The organism is Clostridia bacterium, from assembly GCA_035628995.1.
Lineage (GTDB): Bacteria > Bacillota > Clostridia > Lutisporales > Lutisporaceae > BRH-c25.
Genome location: DASPIR010000001.1, coordinates 18,475 through 38,601, shown reverse-complemented (window position 1 = coordinate 38,601; position 20,127 = coordinate 18,475). Strand labels below are relative to the sequence as shown.

General features: G+C 41.8%; 16 protein-coding genes and 1 riboswitch. All 16 genes read right to left on the bottom strand.

Annotated elements, in window-relative coordinates; translation table 11 throughout:
- Positions 1-8: 8 nt before the first annotated feature.
- The gene (gene rpoB / locus VEB00_00180) at positions 9-4,040 is read right to left on the bottom strand and encodes a DNA-directed RNA polymerase subunit beta (protein ID HYF81433.1); all 4,032 of its coding nucleotides are present in this window, start codon (positions 4,038-4,040) and stop codon (positions 9-11) included.
- A 356-nt stretch (positions 4,041-4,396) separates the two neighbouring features.
- Complete coding sequence (locus tag VEB00_00175; GenBank protein HYF81432.1) at positions 4,397-4,771, bottom strand: 4Fe-4S dicluster domain-containing protein; 375 nt, start codon at positions 4,769-4,771, stop codon at positions 4,397-4,399.
- Complete coding sequence (locus tag VEB00_00170; protein ID HYF81431.1) at positions 4,772-5,146, bottom strand: 2Fe-2S iron-sulfur cluster-binding protein; 375 nt, start codon at positions 5,144-5,146, stop codon at positions 4,772-4,774. It abuts the gene before it with no gap.
- Positions 5,143-6,966: an NADH-ubiquinone oxidoreductase-F iron-sulfur binding region domain-containing protein gene (locus VEB00_00165; GenBank protein ID HYF81430.1), complete on the bottom strand. Its 1,824-nt coding sequence runs from the start codon at positions 6,964-6,966 to the stop codon at positions 5,143-5,145. The genes VEB00_00170 and VEB00_00165 overlap by 4 nt, the downstream gene beginning before the upstream one ends.
- Positions 6,959-7,423, bottom strand: coding sequence for an NADH-quinone oxidoreductase subunit NuoE (gene nuoE, locus VEB00_00160; GenBank protein ID HYF81429.1), 465 nt, complete (start codon positions 7,421-7,423; stop codon positions 6,959-6,961). The genes VEB00_00165 and nuoE overlap by 8 nt, the downstream gene beginning before the upstream one ends.
- A gap of 34 nt (positions 7,424-7,457) precedes the next feature.
- Positions 7,458-7,727: a ubiquitin-like small modifier protein 1 gene (locus tag VEB00_00155; protein ID HYF81428.1), complete on the bottom strand. Its 270-nt coding sequence runs from the start codon at positions 7,725-7,727 to the stop codon at positions 7,458-7,460.
- Positions 7,728-7,792: 65 nt separating this feature from the next.
- Positions 7,793-9,595 carry an aldehyde ferredoxin oxidoreductase family protein gene (locus VEB00_00150; protein ID HYF81427.1) on the bottom strand — a complete coding sequence of 601 codons (1,803 nt, stop codon included), beginning with the start codon at positions 9,593-9,595 and terminating at the stop codon, positions 7,793-7,795.
- The gene (locus VEB00_00145) at positions 9,595-10,089 is read right to left on the bottom strand and encodes a 4Fe-4S dicluster domain-containing protein (protein ID HYF81426.1); all 495 of its coding nucleotides are present in this window, start codon (positions 10,087-10,089) and stop codon (positions 9,595-9,597) included. The genes VEB00_00150 and VEB00_00145 overlap by 1 nt, the downstream gene beginning before the upstream one ends.
- Positions 10,090-10,165: 76 nt before the next feature.
- A riboswitch (molybdenum cofactor riboswitch) is annotated at positions 10,166-10,277 on the bottom strand.
- Positions 10,278-10,379: 102 nt separating this feature from the next.
- Complete coding sequence (locus VEB00_00140; protein ID HYF81425.1) at positions 10,380-11,432, bottom strand: ABC transporter permease; 1,053 nt, start codon at positions 11,430-11,432, stop codon at positions 10,380-10,382.
- Positions 11,423-12,718 (bottom strand): efflux RND transporter periplasmic adaptor subunit, encoded by a 1,296-nt coding sequence (locus VEB00_00135; GenBank protein ID HYF81424.1) that lies wholly within the window; start codon positions 12,716-12,718, stop codon positions 11,423-11,425. Before VEB00_00135 ends, VEB00_00140 begins: the two co-directional genes overlap by 10 nt.
- The gene (locus VEB00_00130) at positions 12,708-13,532 is read right to left on the bottom strand and encodes a carbohydrate ABC transporter permease (GenBank protein ID HYF81423.1); all 825 of its coding nucleotides are present in this window, start codon (positions 13,530-13,532) and stop codon (positions 12,708-12,710) included. The genes VEB00_00135 and VEB00_00130 overlap by 11 nt, the downstream gene beginning before the upstream one ends.
- A 1-nt stretch (position 13,533) precedes the next feature.
- Positions 13,534-14,355 carry a sugar ABC transporter permease gene (locus tag VEB00_00125; GenBank protein ID HYF81422.1) on the bottom strand — a complete coding sequence of 274 codons (822 nt, stop codon included), beginning with the start codon at positions 14,353-14,355 and terminating at the stop codon, positions 13,534-13,536.
- 33 nt (positions 14,356-14,388) lie between these two features.
- Positions 14,389-15,780, bottom strand: a complete 1,392-nt coding sequence (locus VEB00_00120; protein HYF81421.1) for an extracellular solute-binding protein — start codon at positions 15,778-15,780, stop codon at positions 14,389-14,391.
- A 31-nt stretch (positions 15,781-15,811) separates the two neighbouring features.
- A complete protein-coding gene (locus tag VEB00_00115) occupies positions 15,812-17,203 on the bottom strand; it encodes an extracellular solute-binding protein (GenBank protein HYF81420.1) in 1,392 nt (463 codons plus the stop codon).
- 31 nt (positions 17,204-17,234) lie between these two features.
- On the bottom strand, positions 17,235-18,638 hold the full coding sequence (locus VEB00_00110) for an ABC transporter substrate-binding protein (GenBank protein ID HYF81419.1): 1,404 nt from the start codon (positions 18,636-18,638) through the stop codon (positions 17,235-17,237).
- 33 nt (positions 18,639-18,671) lie between these two features.
- Complete coding sequence (locus tag VEB00_00105; GenBank protein ID HYF81418.1) at positions 18,672-20,066, bottom strand: hypothetical protein; 1,395 nt, start codon at positions 20,064-20,066, stop codon at positions 18,672-18,674.
- Between the last annotated feature and the right edge of the window lie 61 nt (positions 20,067-20,127).

Below are 20,127 nucleotides of genomic sequence, written 5' to 3'. Positions count from 1 at the left end.
CTTTAGTTTTAAAACTCTTCGTCATCCTCTTCAACTTCTTCCTCGTTCAAAAGGAGCTCATCGAAGTCCATCTCGACTTCGAATTCTTCTGTCACTTCAGCATCTCCTTCGTAATCTTCATAGAGATCTTCTGAAGCAATGGTTTCTCCTTTAAATGGGAGACTTGTGAAATCCATGTCTTCGCGTACTTCCATATCAGCTCCGAGGTCTTCAACTTCCTCGTCAACTGACTCCCTGATAGTTATCTCTTGATTCTCTTCAGTCAAAACCTTTACATCAAGAGCCAAGCTCTGAAGCTCCTTAATAAGAACCTTAAAGGACTCGGGGACTCCAGGTTCCGGAATATTTTCACCCTTAACAATGGATTCATATGTCTTTACTCTTCCTACTACGTCGTCAGACTTCACAGTAAGTATTTCCTGCAGGGTATGGGCTGCGCCGTAGGCTTCCAGCGCCCAAACTTCCATTTCCCCGAACCTCTGGCCTCCGAACTGGGCTTTACCGCCAAGTGGCTGCTGTGTTACGAGTGAGTAAGGACCTGTAGATCTTGCATGAATCTTATCATCTACTAGGTGCAATAGTTTGAGTATATACATGTAACCTACCGTAACGGAATTGTCAAAGTAATCTCCAGTACGTCCATCCCTAAGCTGCACTTTTCCTGTATGATTCAGTTCAATCCCATCGATAGGAGTTTCACCAAAGACCTTTAGTATCTTCTCGACTGCTTTCAGTTCTGAAAGCTCCGAGGATTTTATCAATTCTTTTATAGCGGTCAACTTGCTGTCAATATCAAATATTTCATTATTCAAGAGCTCGTGAACTATTTGAACGTTTTCTTTTATTTCGCCTTTGATATCCGGCACTTCTATAATAGGCTGCCCTTCTTCAACTTCAGCATCTCTCAGCCTGTTGTTTGCAAGTATCTTTTCTTTTATTATCCTAAGGTTTTTCTTTGTCTGTATAACCTTGTTGGCACATTCGATGGTTTCAAGTATAGTGTCTTCTCGTGCACCATCAAATACCGGAGTGGCAATTTTCCAACCCAATGCCTTTGCTGCAAGTGCCAGATGAACCTCAAGCACCTGCCCGATATTCATACGTGAAGGTACCCCAAGAGGGTTCAATACTATCTCAAGCGGTGTCCCATTAGGCATATATGGCATATCCTCTTCCGGAAGCACTCTTGAAATAACACCCTTGTTTCCATGGCGTCCTGCCATCTTGTCACCAACGGATATCTTTCTCTTCTGAGCTATATAGCATCTTACCAGCTGGTTAACTCCAGGAGGAAGCTCATCTCCGTTTTCTCTTGTAAACACTTTTACATCTACGATTATACCGGATTCACCATGAGGAACTCTGAGAGAAGTATCTCTTACTTCACGTGCTTTCTCTCCGAATATTGCCCTTAAGAGTCTTTCCTCTGCAGTAAGCTCAGTCTCTCCTTTTGGAGTTACTTTACCTACCATGATGTCACCAGATCTTACCTCGGCACCTATTCTGATTATGCCTCTTTCATCAAGATCCTTCAAAGCTTCTTCCCCAACATTGGGTATGTCCCTTGTTATCTCTTCGGGACCAAGCTTAGTGTCTCTCGCCTCTGATTCATACTCCTCTATGTGTATGGAGGTGAAAACATCCTCTTTAACAAGCTTTTCACTTATAAGTATAGCGTCCTCGTAATTATAACCTTCCCAAGTCATGAACCCGATAAGTATATTTCTGCCCAAGGCTATTTCTCCCATATCGGTAGAAGGTCCGTCGGCTATTATATCGCCTTTTTTGAGTATCTCACCTTTTTTTGCCACAGGTTTCTGATTTATGCAGGTTCCCTGGTTGGAACGCAAGAACTTTAAGAGCTTGTATCTCTCTCTTTCACCTGCTGTGGTTTTATACACTATTTCTTTGGCGCTTACACTTTCAACTACGCAATCGCCCTTGACAAGTCCTATAACTCCTGAGTCCCTTGCAGACTTATGCTCCATTCCGGTACCTATTATAGGCGAATCCGGCTTTATTATCGGAACAGCCTGACGTTGCATGTTAGAACCCATTAGAGCTCTATTCGCGTCATCGTTCTCAAGGAAGGGTATCATTGCCGTAGCAACTGATACTACCTGCTTTGGAGATACGTCCATAAATTCAACTTCTGTATTCGGCACTATTACTACTTCATGTCTTGCCCTTGCAGTAACCCTTCTGTCGATGAATTTTCCTTCTTCGTCAAGGGGTTCATTAGCCTGGGCTATTACAAACTCGTCCTCAATATCGGCAGTAATATAGACAATTTCTTCAGTTACATACTTTTCCCCATTATCGTCAGTTTTAACAAGTCTGTAAGGTGCTTCGATAAACCCGTATTCGTCCACTCTCGCATAGGTACTCAATGAGCCTATAAGACCTATGTTCGGTCCTTCAGGAGTTTCTATCGGGCACATTCTGCCGTAGTGGGAATGGTGAACGTCTCTTACTTCGAAGCCAGCTCTTTCTCTGGACAAACCTCCAGGTCCGAGAGCAGATAATCTTCTCTTATGAGTAAGCTCAGCAAGTGGATTTGTCTGATCCATGAACTGCGAGAGCTGGGAGCTTCCGAAGAATTCCTTGATCGCTGCCGCCACTGGCCTGATATTAACCAACTGCTGTGGTGTAACCACGTCAATATCCTGGATGGTCATTCTTTCCTTGACTACTCTCTCCATCCTTGACAAACCTATTCTGAACTGGTTCTGAAGGAGCTCTCCTACAGATCTCAGTCTTCTGTTGCCCAGATGGTCGATATCGTCTACGTTTCCGATTGTCTGAGCCAGGTTTATATTATAGTTAATTGAAGCAACTATATCGTCTATTAAGATGTGCTTAGGTATGAGATCCTTAATCCTGTTCTTGATTTCTTCCTTTATCTCATCCTCTGTACTGAACTTCTGCAATATTCCCTTAAGTACAGAAAGATTGACAAGTTCCTTTATATTCAAGTCAGATACGTCAAAGTTCAAATATTTGTTTATATCAACAATATTGCTTCCCAGTATTTTAACTGTTCTGCCCTCAATTGCCACATAAACTTCATTTATTCCGGCATTCTGAATTTTTTGAGCCTTATCTCTTGTGACCTTTTCTCCGGCTTCTGCAAGTATCTCCCCTGTTCTTGGGTCAACTACTTCCTTCTCCAATTTCTGTCCGGAAAGTCTCTGACTAAGGCATAGCTTCTTATTAAACTTATACCTGCCGAACTTTGCAAGATCATATCTCTTTGCATCAAAGAAAAGCACATCAATCAGCGACCTGGCGCTCTCAACTGTTGGAGGCTCTCCCGGTCTTAAACGCTTGTAAACCTCAATTAGACCTTCTTCATGAGACTTTGTTCCGTCCTTCTGAAGAGTGGCTTTTATACTTTCATCTTCCCCCATGATACTTTCAATCTGTTCATCTGTACCGAACCCTAAAGCCCTTAAAAGTACGGTTACCGGGATTTTTCGCGTTCTGTCAATTCTTACCCATAGGATGTCGTTAGAATCCGTCTCGTATTCCAGCCAAGCTCCTCTGTTAGGAATTACAGTGCTTGAATAAAGCGGTTTTCCAGATTTATCAATGGTCTCGACATAATAAACCCCTGGTGATCTTACCAGCTGACTTACTATAACTCTTTCTGCACCATTGATTATAAAAGTACCTGAGTCTGTCATCAAAGGAAAATCGCCCATGAATACTTCCTGCTCTTTAACCTCGTTAGTTTCCTTGTTGATAAGTCTGATTTTGACTTTTAAAGGAGCAGAATATGTAACATCTCTTTCCTTGCATTCTTCAACTGAATATTTTGGCTTTCCGTCCAACGAATAATCGACGAATTCCAGTATTAGATTGCCTGTGTAGTCCTGAATTGGTGAAACATCATTGAAAACCTCTCTAAGACCTTCCTCAAGGAACCAGTTATAGGAGTTTTTCTGCACTTCAATCAGGTTAGGCATATCCATTACTTCGTCAATTTTGGAGTAACTCATCCTTTGATTTCTTCCCGCAGAGATTGGATGTACCAGCATAAAGTCCTTCACCCCTTAAATTTAAATAAATTAAAATAGCCAAAAGCAAAAAAAATCTCAAAAAGTATCGCTTTTGGTTGGCCGAATAGTTAAAGCATACCTATTTTAATATTACCTTTTTTAATTATCCTTATACAAATACTAGAATAATATTATGAAATTACTTACTACAATGCAATATATAATGTTAACATACCAATATATTACTGTCAAGCATTTACTGCTAAAATTGGTATGCATTTTGCTTCTATTTCTATTTGTTGATTTGTCAACAAATATTTTCTTACTTGAAATAGGAATAAACAGCAAAAACCCTTCACTCGCCAACTAATTATCAAATGAAAGGTTTTTGCTGCTTATTTTACTCCGTATATATCCCTGTACTTTGATCCATGAATGGCCTTTTTACAGCTGCTGCAGTACCTATTTTCAATTATTTGCCCCAGCTTTTTCTCCATAAATTCAAAATACTCCCTTGGCGCAAAGTATTCTCCACACTTTTCACATCTTAACATTTCAAAGGTTTTACCCCATATCGTCCTGGTACCGTCCTTTTCTTCTATACCAACAGCTCCCGTCGGACATACGGCCGCGCAGGAGCCACATCCAACACAAGCAAGGGAAGGCTCATCATAAGGAGTGGAGATCTTTTTCCCCGTTCCTCGACATACCGTAGAAATGGCGTTTGCACCCAACTCTTCGCATGCCTTCACACAAAGGCCGCATAATATTCAGTCAGACCCTTTATCAGTCAATCCAAGCAGCCTAACCGGCTGCAGTCCATACTGTAGAGCCAAACTGTTCAGGTGTTCATTTTCTGGAGCGCGAGAAAGCAGAAGCTTCATTATGGTTTTTCTTATTCTGAAAATCCTGCTGCTGTCGGTTCTAATTTCTAATTCACGGGTTATCGGATATATGCATGAAGCTACTATCTTTGTTTTTTCCGCTTCCACAAGCTCCACTACGCATAGCCGGCAAGTACCGAGCCCATCCAAAGCATCGCTGTGGCATAAGGTAGGAATATCGATTCCATTTCGCTTTGCTACAGCTAATATGTATTCCCCGTATTCAGCTTCGCAGGTCCTGCCGTCAATCAGAACTTTCATTTCGCCACCCCCTTGGCTGAAAGTATTGCTTTGAAGCTGCACATATCAATGCAGCTGCCGCATTTTATGCATTTTGAACTATCTATTGTATGGAAGGTTTCCAGTTCACCTTGTATGGCACCGACCGGACAGGATTTTTTACAGATGCCGCAGCCTTTGCACTTATCCTCTGATATCTTAAACTCAGTCAATTCTTTGCATACCCCTGCACGACAGCTCTTGTTCACTATATGCTCCAAATATTCATCTGTAAAATACCTGATAGTGGTTATTACAGGATTCGGGGCAGTTTTGCCCAATCCGCACAGAGATGCCTCACTCATCATCTCTGCCAATTCCATGAGGAGATTGATGTCTCTCAGATTACCCTTCCCACTAGTAATGCCCTCAAGGATTTCAAGCATACGCCTTAAACCCTCTCTGCACGGAATACACTTCCCACAGGACTCTTCAGAAAGGAACCTGATATAATATTTGGCTATTTCCACCATACAGGTCCTGTCATCCATTACTATCATACCGCCAGAGCCCATCATAGACCCCACGTCTTCGAGAGAATGAAAATCCACTTCCAGGTCCAAGTGCCCTACGGGAATACATCCTCCAGACGGTCCTCCCGTCTGTACAGCCTTGAATCTCCTATTTCCTATTATTCCTCCACCGATATCGTAAATCAGCTCTCTTAGGGTTGTGCCCAGCGGGACTTCCACAAGCCCTGTATTCTTTACCTTTCCTACCAGTGAGAAGACCTTAGTGCCTTTCCCGCTCTCAGTACCTATGGATTTGAACCACTCCTGCCCTTTGTTGATAATCTCAGGGATATTAGCCCATGTTTCCACATTATTCAGCACCGAAGGCTTTCCCCATAATCCTTTTTCTGTTGAATGTATGTACTTAGCCCTTGGCTCTCCTACCCTTCCCTCAACAGAGGCCATAAGCGCAGTGGATTCACCACATACAAAAGCGCCGCCGCCCCTTACTATATTTATTCTGAAGCTCATTCCGCTCCCTAATATATCCTCTCCCAAGAAACCATGCCTTTCAGCCTCTTCAATTGCTTTGGACATGTTCCTGAGTGCAAGCTCATACTCATCTCTGATATAAATGAACCCCTCTGAAGCTCCAATAGCATATGCACAGATGATCATACCCTCGATTATACTGTTTGGGTCACCCTCCATTATGCTTCTATCCATAAAAGCCCCTGGGTCTCCTTCGTCACCGTTGCAGACTACATACCTGAGAATGCCCTCTGAGTTTTTGCATTCCTCCCACTTTCTGCCTGTTGGGAATCCGGCACCTCCCCTGCCTCTGAGCCCTGCTTTCTTGATGGTATCAATGATTTCCTCCGGCCACATTTGGAAAAGGGCTTTTTTTAGGGCTGTATACCCACCTCGCTCAATATAGTCTTCTATGTTTGCCGGATCAATTTCCCCTATATTTCTCAAAGCAATTTTATACTGTCCTTTATAAAAATCTGTTTCCTTATGGGATCTGAAGCTCTTGCCTGATACCTTATCATGATAGAGCAGCCTCTCGACTACCTCACAACCGAGTATTGATTTTTCAACTATCTCAGCTGCATCATCCGCACTGACCTTGTAATATGATATATCATCAGGCTGTATCTTAACTATCGGCCCTCTTTCGCATAATCCATTGCAGCCCGTAGACTTGACTATGGTCTTCACCTCGAACAAGCCGTTCAGCAGCTCAAGCTGCTTCTTAAATTCCTCTAATACTTTCATACTGCCACTGGCAATACAACCCGTGCCACAGCAAACCAATATCTTCTTTTTTTCAGCAGAAGAATTACTCATTGCTTGTACCTCCGCAGTTGTCAAAAATATCCCGCAGCTTTGCAGGAGTTACCTTACCATAATAGACTTCATTAATAACCATTACAGGAGCTATTGCACAGGAGCCAAGACAATTGACCGTTTCCAGAGTAAACTCCCCATCCTTAGTTGTCTCTCCAGGCTTTATCTTCAGAACCCTCTCAATTTCATCTATCAGCAGTGGTGAAGACCTTATATGGCAGGCTGTCCCATCGCATACCCTTATCAAATTTCTTCCTCTTGGTTTTAGACTCAACGCTTTATAGAAGGTAGCCATGCTATAAAGCTTGCAAAGCGGCACATTCAGCTGCTCTGATAATATCTCCATGGCTTCCCTCGATATGTAGCCGAAGCTCTTTTGTATATCCTGGAGCATGGCGAGAGTATTCTTCTTGTCCTTGCCATACTTTTTTACTATATCAATATAAGAATCATTCATTCCATCCTTCACCCCCATCAACCCAAAATATCTTCTAACCCCCTGCAATTTTAGGGAATATGCTGATTTCATCATTTTCCTCAAGGTGGGTGTCTATGCCGTTTAAATGCTCTATATGCCTTCCATTTACCATTATTATGATATCCTCGCTCAGCCTCTCTCCGGCAAAAAGCTTCTCCCTGAACCTCTTTCCATATCTGCTGCATAGCTTATCCAGAAGTTCTCTCAAAGTAGAGCAGCTTTCTATGCATATTTCCTTTGAACCGGTATAATCCCGGATAAATGCGAAATATTTTACTTTCATAAATATCTCCTATAAAGTTATAAGGAGGGCAGTCTTTCCGATTGCCCTCCTAGACTTATACTAGCCTAAAGGGAGAGTTCCTCAAGCTTCTCAGCTGTTGGCACACCGCTTTCATCCCAGCCTCTTACTTCATAATACTCATTAAGCATAGCATCAAGTTGTGCGACCATTCCTTTTCCAGGACCTTTAGGCAACGGCTCCTTTAGAAGCCTCTCTGGCAAGGTGTCATCTGCCTTGGTAAAACCAGCCTTCAAATTGAACTGCCTTTCAAGGTTCCATATCCTTTCCCCTGTCTTCAGAAATTCTTCATCGCTGCAGGTCATCCCTGTAGCACAACGAAGCATCTCCGCTATCTCCGGAAGCCCTAAGCCGAAGGTAGTGAACAAGCATACCCCGACAGAGTCAATTACTGCTGTGAGATCCTGGAAGGTCTTTAACCAGCTTGCCTTGTCTGTAGTTACCAGAGGGTCAAGCTTTACCGGTACACCTAATATTTCAGGAGATGTAAGATATCCCCTTACATGGCACGCGCCTCTATTGGAGGTAGCATATTCAAGTGCCATCCCTTGCACTCCCCTGCCGTCATATGCAGGCATTTCCTGTTTCTTTACCGACATTGAGAGTTCAGGATGTCCAAAGCTATCCGCCAGCCTATAGGAGCCTTGCGCCAGCTTATCTCCAAAGCCTTCCCTCAATCCAGTCATTCTGGTAAGCTCAACTATACCATCAGCATCACCAAAATTCAGGCTTCTTCCAAGTTCTTCTTTTGTGAGAATACCCTTCTCATACATTTCCATTGCACAGGCTATGGTTGAGCCCATTGTAATCGGGTCTTGCCCCAGCTCATTGCATATGTAGTTGGCCTTGCATATTGCAGCAAGATCCCTTACCCCGCAATCTGCTCCGTAGGACCAGGCACTTTCATACTCCGGACCTTCACCGGAACCCTTGTATTTGCCATCCGGCACCCTTGTTATTCTGCCGCAGCCAATGGAACATCCAAAGCAGCCTTTGTTCTTTACAAGATATTTGTCCTTTAGGGACTCCCCGCCAGTCTCATCAGCATGCTCGTAGTATCCTCCGTCTCTCCAGTTCCTTGTAGGGAGAGCACCCGACTGGTTCAGTATATTTACCAGCACCCCAGTTCCATAGGTTGGCAGACCTGCACCTGCAACAGGATGTGCCTTCAGCTTATTTCTTGCATCTATGCAGCTTTCAAGGAATTCTTCAGGCTTAGCCACTTCTATGGATTTTGCTCCTCTTACAACAACAGCCTTAAGCCTCTTGGACCCCATCACCGCTCCCAGTCCTGAGCGTCCGGCCGCCCTGTGCTTGTCATTCATTACAGTTGCAAAGAGTACCAAACGCTCTCCTGCGGGCCCTATGCACGCTACCCTCGCATCCTCTGCGGTCTCCTTAAGCAGCTCATCAGTGACATCAAATACTGTCTTTCCCCATAAATGCTCTGCAGACCTCAGTTGTACATCATCGTCGTTAATGTATAAATAAACCGGCTTATCCGATTTTCCCTCAAATATTATCCCGTCATATCCGGCATATTTAAGCTCAGGGCCAAAATGCCCTCCTGAATTGGAAGCACCGATAGTTCCGGTCAAAGGTGCTTTGGCAATAACTTCATACCTGCCTGCGCTGCTTGCAAAGGTCCCAGTTAATGGTCCCGCCATGAATATAAGTTTGTTTTCAGAACTGAAGGGTTCAACACTTGGATCGACCTCATCCGTTAATATCTTTGATCCAAGCCCTCTTCCTCCAAGGTAATTCTTTGCATCCTCAATATTCAGATCTTCTTTGCTTATTATTCCATCATTCAGATTAACTCTTAATAATTTCCCAGCCCAGCCAAACATCATTCATTCACCTCCCCAAAAAGCTCTTTGAATTTTCCTGCCAGCTTCTTCTTTTTACCGAGGTTTGTTGATGTCGCTTCCACATAATTGATAGCCCCCGATGGACAGAACTCGGCACATTTGGGCTCCCCGCCGCAAAGGTCACATTTAACAATCTGCTTCTGTTTGGCATTGTAGCTAATGTTTCCTACCGGACATGCACTGATGCACATTTTACAGCCTATGCACCTGCTGCTGTCTAATAATACATTCCCATCCATCGATTTGGAAATGGCTGATGTAGGACAAACCTTCATGCAGGAAGGCTCCTCGCATTGCATACACATTATTGGTACCGACAGTGCTGCTTCATCATAGGCAAATACAGAAACCGCAGCATTCCTGGGATTGAACTCCTTTTGCTTTCCAAAGGAGCAAATCAATTCACAGCTTCTGCAGCCTATGCATTTCTCGGGTGAGATCATAAGAATCTTACTCAATTTTCTTCTGGCCACGGTAATCTACCAGTGCCAGTTCCACCTCCTTTAATTGGTAATAAAAAAGCCCAGCTATACTGCGGCATGATTTTACCGCATGTACAGCTGAACTCCTTTGCTGAAAGGCAGGCATGGGAATTACTCCCCATACCCTAACGCCCGGGAAAGCCTTTTCAGGTTTTCAGGGGTCGGAGTCAGAATAAATGTACATGTCTTAATGTACTCACTAATATCTATTAAGGGGGGTACAAGATTATTCATATTTAAGAACAAAAAAATAACCATCCTGCATATCAGACTCAGGATGGTTATTTAATTTTAGCTGCACTTCTCCTTCTTTTGAAGTCCAAAGCAATCATAAATATTGCTAATATCAACAATACAAATACTGCATTTACTATTTTAATATCCACAAGAATTCCGTCTATTCCATTCTCCAAACGAGTCAGATATCTTCTATACAGCAATCCAACTGCATTTATATAGCTAGATGGTGAAAACAGGTTATCCGGTATCATGGATGGTAAAATATATAGATTGGATATCAGCTTATAAATTGCATACGCCATTGTCAGTACAATTATGCAAAGCCCTGCAGCAGCCGCCAGGTCACCTGCTTTATTCAGCAAATATGTACTCAGCTCATAAACCCTGAAATTCTCAAGATACCCCTTCTCCAGCTTTGTTAATCCGGCTTTGATTCTTCTTGCAAGAATAAACAAGTAATATGCCAGGATATATGAAGCTGCAAGAATTGCAATATTCTTATATGAGTTCAGCTCTTCCCTGTAGATAACTACATCAAGTATTTCAACTCCAAAAGCTTCAAGCTGGTTTTGAAGTTTTTCCAGCTGTAAATAGAAGTGCTTTTTATCGCTTATGCTGCATCTGATTATTCTCTTTTGCCACGAAAGGCTGCTAAGCTTATCAGAATACGGAATATATACTTCATTGCTTCCTTTAATGATACCTTTTACTTTATACTCTTCTCCATATACATTTATGAGTTGTCCTATTACACTGGAGCTCCTGAAATATTTTCCGGCAGCCATATCTCCTATTACCGCTTCCTTCATATTCATATCCGCTAAGAAGCTGCCTTTACACAATCTCAAATCTTTCGTAAGATAATCCAAGCCCGTAGTAATAATCAGCTTGTTGCCCTGGTGCCTCATAATATAATTCATACTGAAAAAAACATCTCTGTTGTTCTCTCTTATTTTCTCATAGTCCTTGCCGGGAATATTCTCACTGAAATGAAACTCAACAGTATCGGGATTATACTTGCCTATCATATATGAGTAGGACCCAAGGGCAAATACTATTATTGCTGCAATAGCTGCAAGCCTTCTCATTCCCATAGGAATACCTTCGTCCCGTCATTTAGCTTATAGGAAGGATTAGTGACCACCTTGGGATTCTCATAGCTTTCAAGGCCTGATACTATTACCTCCTCATCTCCAACTGCCAATATCTTTACTTCCGCCTGCTTCGCCCCATACTCCTTCCCCAGAATCCCTTCCTTTTCTTCAAGGAGATATACTGCTCCGCTCTTACCCTCACCAAATCCGTCAAAAGCAATCAATGAAGCTTTAGGTACAGTATAGAAGCCCCTATTGGTATACCTTTTTGATATTATTCCCTTCAGCTCTTGTCCGATCAAGAACTCACCGGTATCTCCGCCGACAAATTCCCCCTTTATAGCTATTCCTCCATCCTCAACAATCCTGCTCAGGCTTGTGATTCTAACCCTGCCTGGCGAACTGCCGCTGTCAGGCCTGATCTCTATTTCACCAACGCTTTTTATAAAATCATACTCAGTGCCAAGAGCTTCAGCTGAGAACAGCAGCTGTCTGCTGCCGCCCACCTCCGATATTTCAGCCAGCGTATCCTCCTTTGACAATATTACACCGGAAGTATTGGTATTTAACACAATACCTTTTACCCTTGAATAGCATATGCCCTCCTCATCCGGCTTTGAATAGAACTGCTGCTGCCTCTTCGCCTCCAAAAGCTCAGCCTGCAGCTCCTTTACCCTGACTTCCGCTTCTTTGACTGACATTATATTCTCTCTTTTCTTGCTCAAAAGCTCCAACCTGCTCTTTTCCAGGTTCATTTCCTGTTCGAATATATCCTCTCTTAAGTCTGAAAGCTCGGTTTCCGCTATGGCTCCCGCCTTATAAAGCTCTTCGTATTTCAAAAGCTCAGCCCTGCTCTTATTAAGCTTCCCCGTAAGTATCTCAATATCTGCTTCATCCACTTTAAATCCTTCATTTTGATACTCTTCCAATCTCAAAATTTCACTTTCCAGCCGCAGTTCAAGAGCTTCAACACTAGTATTATTAGCACCAATATATTCCCGATTTACTCTGAATAACTGATCCCCAATATTCACCATATCTCCGGACTTTGCATAATATTCATCCACCACAGCTTCTCCACCAAGCTTCACTTTTACTATACTCCCCGGCTCTATTGTACCTTCCAGAACAAGTGTCCTTTCCACCGGCATTTCAACGGCTGATGTTACCTGTACCTTCGGCAGGAACAGGTTTATTACGGACTTTGAGAAGAAGCCCATAACAAATACTAAAATTAAAAATCCCAACACTGTATTCTGAAATATCTTCAATGCTCTATTTATCATTGCTCAAGCCCCCCATTGCAAGGCCTTCTCTCAGGTACCTTTCCCCCTTCTGCATAATTATTAAAGCCGGTACCACGTAAAGGACCGCACCTGCATAGAATACTCCATAGTCTTCATAATAGATGTTTTCCAGGAATACCGACAGGGGCAGCTTTGCCTGCGTATCCAGAAAAATAACAGCCTGCTCAATCAGGTTCCAGTTGTCAATAAAGGTTAGTATGACAAGGGCATAGACTGCCGGTTTCACTATTGGAAGTATAATTCTGAAAAGTATCTTGAAATACCCTGCCCCATCCATCCTTGCGCTTTCTATTACCTCATTGGGTATACCCCTGATGAACTGCCTCAGCAGAAATACTCCGAAGGAAGAAAATATTCCCGGCAGCATGATTGCCCAGTGGGTATCCAGAAGCTTGATGCCAAGCAGCCCGTCCACCTTATCAAACAGCAGGTAGTTCGGCACCAGCGTAACCTGAAAGGGCAGCAGAACAGCAAGCACATATATGCCAAATAACAGCTCACTGCCCCGGAACTTCATTTTTGCAAAAGCAAAAGCAGCAAGCAGCCCTATTGCAAGCTGGCCTGCAATAACTATAACGGTAAGCTTGACTGATGTTGCAAAGAATTTGAAGTACTCCCCCTTATACAGAGAGATGGTATAATACTGCTGGAGATTGAACTCTTCGGGTATTAACTGTACGTATTGGGTTTTAACCTGGCTTTCAGCCATGAAGGAATTTGTAAAAGTATAAACTATAGGGAACACATATAAAAGAGCTGTGATAATCATGATAATAAGTACTATCCTTCGCATATCAGCTCTCACCCACCTTCCTTGAATAACTTCTGTCCATGCGGAATAAAAGAAATGCGCCTATAAATATTATTGCTGCAAACAGATATGCCGCCGATGTGAGTTTTTCATACTGCAAATCCTTAAACTTATTATTCATAAAGTGCTGCAGCATGTATATTTGTGGATTTGGATAGCTGCCCTGCAAAATATACACATCCTTGAATACCTTGAAGGAGTTGATGATTGTAACAATCCCTACCAGTGCTGTTACCGGCGTACACATCGGTATGATGATATGCCGCAGCCTTTGCAAATATCCGGCGCCATCTATCTTGGAAGCCTCAATTACTGTACCATCCAGCTGCATCAACCCTGCAAGATATATAATCAAGTTATAACCGGTATTCTTCCATATAAATATTAGAATCACGCCCAGCATTGCAAAATCTGAATTCATCAGGCTAAAAGCACCGCTTCCAATAAGCTTTCTGAAAAAGCCTACCACTGTAGCAGATGGTACTGCAATAGGCAGCACTATAAAGAGATATACCCATTTGGGCGGCTTAAACTCATATACTGCCAGCGCCAGAAAAAATGATAGTGTCATGATAAGCGGTATTGCAATTGACATGAATATTGCCGAATTTTTTAACGCTAATCTGAATGCACCGCTTAATAGAACACTTTCATAATTTTTTAACCCCACAAAGGTATTGTCAAAGCCGCTCAAGCTTACTGAGTACCTTATACCCCATATGAAGGGTATAAGGTATAGGATTGAAAAGCCTGTTAAGCTCGGTAAAACAAAAAGGTATGCCTTAAGCGCTCTTATCCTGTACATTATAGAAGCCCCCTAAATACTAAAGCTTTACATTTACTCGTTCAGCCAGATATTATATTTATCCTCCAAGCTCTTAAGCTCATTGGAAAGCTCTTGATCTGTATAATCCTTGTCCGCAAAAATGTATTTTGAAAGATCCTTCACAAGCTTCCATAACAATTCCGACTCTTCAACCTTGCTACTGTCTGTCCAAAGCTTGCATTTGCCGCTTTTTATCTGGTCAAGCACGTGCTCCTTCAAGACCACCGCCCTATCATCAAGCTTCGCCTGTGCTTCAATGCCTCTTATGGTGCCCTCAAGCTCCTTGTTTACCGGGTACAGACCATCATTATCTTCATATATCTGCATCTGTACCTCTTTGCTCAATAAGCCGTTAATGAACTCACAAGCCAGTTCATTATTTTTGCCTTTCCTGTTTACTAAAAAGCCATGATAAGCAAGCCACGAGTTTTCGTCACTAAAATGAGGCATAAAAACAGCCTCTCCGCTTTCTATCCTATAGCTGGTATGCTTAGGCTTTAAAGGAGTGATGGTAGCTTCATAAATTTTATTCCTAAGCCCTTGGCTGCTATAGGCTTTGGAATGTCTTTGCTCAGCATCTTCCTCATATTCATCGGATAAGTATTCATACAGCATATTGTAGTAATTCTCATATTTATAATTGCTTTTCAGCTTGTACTTGCCCGAGAATATCTCAGCTCTTATTTTTTTGATGCAGTCTTTCATTTCCAGTGTATTTATAGCTGCTCTTTTTTTCTCCCCATTGACAATATCCAGATTATGTAAATACTTGTTTATAATATCGTTATACTCGTAGTAGTCAAAAGCCACTTCTCTTTTATCCAGCCACTTTCCCTTAATATCGTAATAGCTTTCCTTATCCCATCCAGGCTCCGGTTCCCTTATACCCAGCTCCTCCAGAATCTTGCGGTTAAATACTATTGACTTATATGAAATTGCGATCGGGACACAATAAAGCTCATTGCCTGCTAATGAAGGATAAATGCTGTCAACATTTCTTATCTTATCTCTTACATCAATAACCGCCTTCTGTTTGATCAAAGCACTAAAGTCAAAACCTCCATTATAGTATATTAGCTCTGGCCCATCCTTCAGATGCAGCTTTGCAGCAAGCTCCTTGCGGAAGCTTTCAATATTCTCATCAGTAGGTATCGCACCACCGATTTTTATATAGTTCACCTTTACCCCGTACTGCTTTTCAAAGCTTTTCTTAAATTCTTTGAATGGCTCCAATTCAGTGAAGCCTGCATTCGCGACTTCAAAGATTATATTCAGCTCCAGCTTGGTATCCTCAGGCCTTATGACTTGCCCTGCAGCCTTGGCCTTTTCAGGAAAAGCACTGCAGGCCCACAAAGCAAAACCAGTTATAATTATTAACAACATAATCCATAGTTTCTTCAGCATTTCTGCACCCCCTTGCCACCCATCATACTCCTCATTCATTGAGCCAGATGTTGTATTTACCCTCCAGCTTCTGCAGTTCTTTAGCCAGCTCCTCCTCAGTATATGTCTTGTCTGCAAAAAAACATTTGGCGAGATCCTTCACAAGCTTCCAAAACAATTCCGACTCTTCAACTTTGCTGCTGTCTGTCCAAAGCTTACAACTGCCGCTTTTTATCTTGTCAAGCACATAATCTTTCAAAACAACCGCCCTATCATCAAGCTTCGCCTGTGCTTCAATGTCTCTTATAGCTCCCTCAAGTTCCTTGTTCACCGGATATGAATCATCCGTGTCTTCATATATCTGCATCTGAACCTCTTTGCTCAATAACCCGTTTATGAACTCACAGGCCAGTTCAGTATTCTTACCGTTTCTGTTAATTAAAAAGCCGGCGTATGCAAGTCCTGAAGTCTCATCGCTAAATTGGGGCAAAACCACTGCCCCTCCACGTGCTATTTTATAACTGGTATCCTTGGCCTTTAAGGGATTGGTGGTATACTCATATCTTCGATTCCTCAGGACTTGGCTATTATAGGCTTCAGAACGTCTCAGCTCAGAATCCTCCTTATACTCATCAGATAAGTATTCATACATCATATTATAATAGTTCTCAAATTTATAATTGCTTTTCAGATTATACTTGCCCGAGAATATTTCAGCTCTTATTTTTTTAATGCAGTCTTTCATTTGCGGTGTATTTATATTCGCCCTTTTTTCCCTCACATTGAAAATATCCAGATCGCGTAGATACTTGTTTATAATATCGTTATACTCGTAGTAGCTGAAGGTTGTTTCGGATTTATCCAGCCATTTCTCCTTTATATCGTAATAGCTTTCTTTATCCCAGCCAAGCTCCGGTTCCTTTATATCCAGTGCTTCCAAAGCCTTGTGGTTCAAAACGATAGCCCTGTATGAAATTGTGACCGGAACGCAGTAAAGCTCGTTACCCACCAATGCAGCATAAATACTGTCGATATTATCGATCTTGTTTCTTACATCAAGAACCGCCTTCTGTTTAACCAGTCCATCGAAGCTGTAGCCTTCGCTATAGAATATAAGCTCTGGTCCATCTTCTACCAGAAGTTTTACAGCAAGTTCCTTGCATAAATTATCAAAATATTCCTCGGTGGGTATCGCATCACCGATTGCAATGCAGTTTACCTTTACCCCGTACTGCTTTTGAAACCTTTTCTTATAATTCTCAAAAGGCTCCCATTTACTGAAACCTATATCCATAGCATCAAATATTATACTAATCTCCTGCGCAGCTTCCTCAGGCCTTATGACTTGCCCTACAGCCTTGGCCTTTTCAGGAAAAGCACTGCAGGCCCACAAAGCAAAACCAGTTATAATTATTAACAACATAATCCATAGTTTCTTCAGCATTTCTGCACCCCCTTGCCACCCTTCATACTCCTCATTCATTGAGCCAGATGTTGTACTTGCCCTCCAAGCTCTCAAGCTCCTTGGAAAGCTCCTCATCAGAATATTTCTTATCTGCAAATATATATTTGCTTATATCCTTCAGAACCAGCGAGAACATCTCACGTTCTTTTCCGTTTATATAGAAGTCCATACTGAACTCACCCGCTTTAACCTTATTCAAAGCATACTCCCTCAATTCTATAGCACCCTTGCCAAGCTGCTTTTTGTTTTCCATACCACTTATTTCACCTTCGACAGCCTTGCTCACCGGATAATAGCAGAATTCTCCTGTAGGCTTATCCAGCATTTGCATCTGTACTTCATCACTTAAAAGGCCGTTTATAAATTCATAAGCAAGCTCCAACTCTTTACCATACTTGTTTACAAGAAATCCCCATGTGCTTAAGTTGGGCTTGTAAGGGTTCCCGTCTTTAAACCTGGGCAGTACAGCAAGATTATCCCATTTAAGCATATAATCGTTATTCTCCGACACAAGTATATTGCAGAAATACTCCTTCTCCATATTTCTCAGACTACTGTTCAAGTATTCATCAGACAGCAGCAATGCGGTTCCATCCTGGTATTCCTTAGACTGCTCATCAAATAACAGGTTATAGTAATTTTCATATGAATAATCCCTTTTTAATAAATATTTACCTGAATATATCTCATCCCTTATGCTTTTTATAAATCCTTTCATTTCCTGCGTATTTATGTTTGCTTTTTTGTTATCCCTGTCAAAAATATTCAAGCTGCTTATATACTTGTCAATGGTATCGTAAAATTCAATTCTGGTAAAAGGCCTTCCTGCTTCAGCCAGCCATCTTTCCCTGATTGTATAGTAGTCCTGATTTGTCCAATCCAACTCCGGCTCCCCTATGTTCAATTCACCCAGGACTTTCTTGTTAAGGGCGGTACCCATATATGCCATACCAACAGGTACATAGTATGTTTCATTACCTAATAAAGCATCATATACCTTCTCAAGGTTTGGTATCTTACCTTTTACATTAACCACTGCTCTTTGTTCAATTAATGCACTTAAGTTATTTGGACCATAGAGAACAAGCTCCGGCGCATTCTCCATATGCAGCCTCGCAGTGAGCTTTCCATAATAATCAACTATACCGCTCTCTCCCGATACATATCCGATTACATGGTAATTTACCTTCACTCCATATTCTTTTTCAAACCTTTTTCTGTAGGCTGTAAAAAAGTCGCTGTCCCTCATAGGGTCGTTGCCTGCTATAAAGATAGTAAGGCGAGGCTTATCTTTACCGGGTTGAGGAATTACCACTTCCCCTGATGTGCTCTTTTTAACAGCAGTATCGCTGCATGCCGATATCTGCATTGATATTATTGCTATTAACAAAACAAAGCTTAGTTTTCTTCCCATTCTCCAACCTCCTTCAAGCAATGGTTAAGAGTCTCATTCATTAAGCCAAAGATTGTACTTGTTTTCCAGCTTCTTGAGCTCTACGCCCAATTCTTCATTGGAATATTGCTTATCTGCGAAAATATACCTGCAGAGGTCCTTTAAAAGCATATCAACGAGTTTCAATTCCCTTTCGTCTATATTGCTCCATATTTTACATTTACCATCCCTGATTTGCTCCAGTACATACTTTTTTAGCTCAACTGCCCTTTTCCCAGGGTTTTTTTGCGCCTCAAGCTCTTCTATAATCTTTTCAATTTTCATATTAACCGGATAAAATTTATATAAGTCAGTTTTATAAAGCTCCAGTTGAGTTTCGTTATTCAGAAGACCATTTATGTATTCGCAGGCGAGTTCTATATTCTTGCTTCTCTTATTCACCATGAAACCGTATGTATCAAGATATTGAGTATAATCGTTGTACTGAGGCACAGCAACAACATCATTGCCTTGCATTTCAGAGCTGCTCATATCTGCCCTAAGAAGGCTCATTAACCCGGTCTTTATATGGTTATTCTTGTTTTGCTGGTACAACTCAAGGTCCCAAATCATTTCCTCCGATAAGTTTTCATAAAGCTTGCTATAGTAGTCATTGAAGGTGTAGCCCTTCTCCAGCTTGTATTTCCCGTAGAAAATCTCATTCCTGATATCTGAGACCCACTTTTTTACCTCCGGTGTATTAATATTTACGCGCTTATTCAGGCTGTCGAATATATTCAGATCTTTTTCAAAGCCAAATATAATATCACCAAATTCAGCCAGAGTAAAGTATATATTGCTCTTATTCTCAGTAAGCCACCTATCTCTAATCTCAAGATAATCCTTTCTGGTCCAGTTCAAATCCGGCTCTCCAAACCCCAAGCTCTTCAGAGTGCTTCTTTTCATTCCATACGAATAATAATTCATGGCTATCGGAACATAGTATACTTCATCTCCTAAAAGGCCGTCATATACCTTATCAAGGTTGGGGATCCGGTCTCCAACCTCAGCTACTGCCTTTTGACTTATCAGCCCATTCATATGTATGCCGTCAGTAAATATCAAATCCGGAGCAGCTTCTGCAACAAGCTTGACAGCAAACTTTGCCTCAATTTTTTCCATATCCCTTAAGTCAATGTTATCCCCTACCATGAGACTCTCCGGGGCAAACTCCACATCAACCCCGTAGCTTCTCTCAAATGTGGTATTGTAGCTTTCGATATACATATTCTCTGTAAGAGAATGAGCATTTTCTTTATGGTAGAGAATAGTCAACTTTTGTTTTTCATTGGCAGACGCAGGAGTGACTATATCCTGTGAAGCACTGCCTGTTTTATAACCGCTCGCACATGAGACAAGTTGAAATGCCATGACCAGTATAAATACGGTAGCAAGTATTCTTTTCACCATATTGGCCTCCCCTCCTCTTCAAAGCATATTATATCTTACAGGTGTAAATATCTTCTAAAAA

What these genes read in the sequence shown, in the direction of transcription:
- rpoB (HYF81433.1), bottom strand. Translation starts at nt 4,040, where the DNA reads ATGCTGGTACATCCAATCTCTGCGGGAAGAAATCAAAGGATGAGTTAC.
- VEB00_00170 (HYF81431.1), bottom strand. Translation starts at nt 5,146, where the DNA reads ATGAAAGTTCTGATTGACGGCAGGACCTGCGAAGCTGAATACGGGGAA.
- VEB00_00165 (HYF81430.1), bottom strand. Translation starts at nt 6,966, where the DNA reads ATGAGTAATTCTTCTGCTGAAAAAAAGAAGATATTGGTTTGCTGTGGC.
- nuoE (HYF81429.1), bottom strand. Translation starts at nt 7,423, where the DNA reads ATGAATGATTCTTATATTGATATAGTAAAAAAGTATGGCAAGGACAAG.
- VEB00_00155 (HYF81428.1), bottom strand. Translation starts at nt 7,727, where the DNA reads ATGAAAGTAAAATATTTCGCATTTATCCGGGATTATACCGGTTCAAAG.
- VEB00_00150 (HYF81427.1), bottom strand. Translation starts at nt 9,595, where the DNA reads ATGTTTGGCTGGGCTGGGAAATTATTAAGAGTTAATCTGAATGATGGA.
- VEB00_00140 (HYF81425.1), bottom strand. Translation starts at nt 11,432, where the DNA reads ATGGGAATGAGAAGGCTTGCAGCTATTGCAGCAATAATAGTATTTGCC.
- VEB00_00135 (HYF81424.1), bottom strand. Translation starts at nt 12,718, where the DNA reads ATGATAAATAGAGCATTGAAGATATTTCAGAATACAGTGTTGGGATTT.
- VEB00_00130 (HYF81423.1), bottom strand. Translation starts at nt 13,532, where the DNA reads ATGCGAAGGATAGTACTTATTATCATGATTATCACAGCTCTTTTATAT.
- VEB00_00125 (HYF81422.1), bottom strand. Translation starts at nt 14,355, where the DNA reads ATGTACAGGATAAGAGCGCTTAAGGCATACCTTTTTGTTTTACCGAGC.
- VEB00_00120 (HYF81421.1), bottom strand. Translation starts at nt 15,780, where the DNA reads ATGCTGAAGAAACTATGGATTATGTTGTTAATAATTATAACTGGTTTT.
- VEB00_00115 (HYF81420.1), bottom strand. Translation starts at nt 17,203, where the DNA reads ATGCTGAAGAAACTATGGATTATGTTGTTAATAATTATAACTGGTTTT.
- VEB00_00110 (HYF81419.1), bottom strand. Translation starts at nt 18,638, where the DNA reads ATGGGAAGAAAACTAAGCTTTGTTTTGTTAATAGCAATAATATCAATG.
- VEB00_00105 (HYF81418.1), bottom strand. Translation starts at nt 20,066, where the DNA reads ATGGTGAAAAGAATACTTGCTACCGTATTTATACTGGTCATGGCATTT.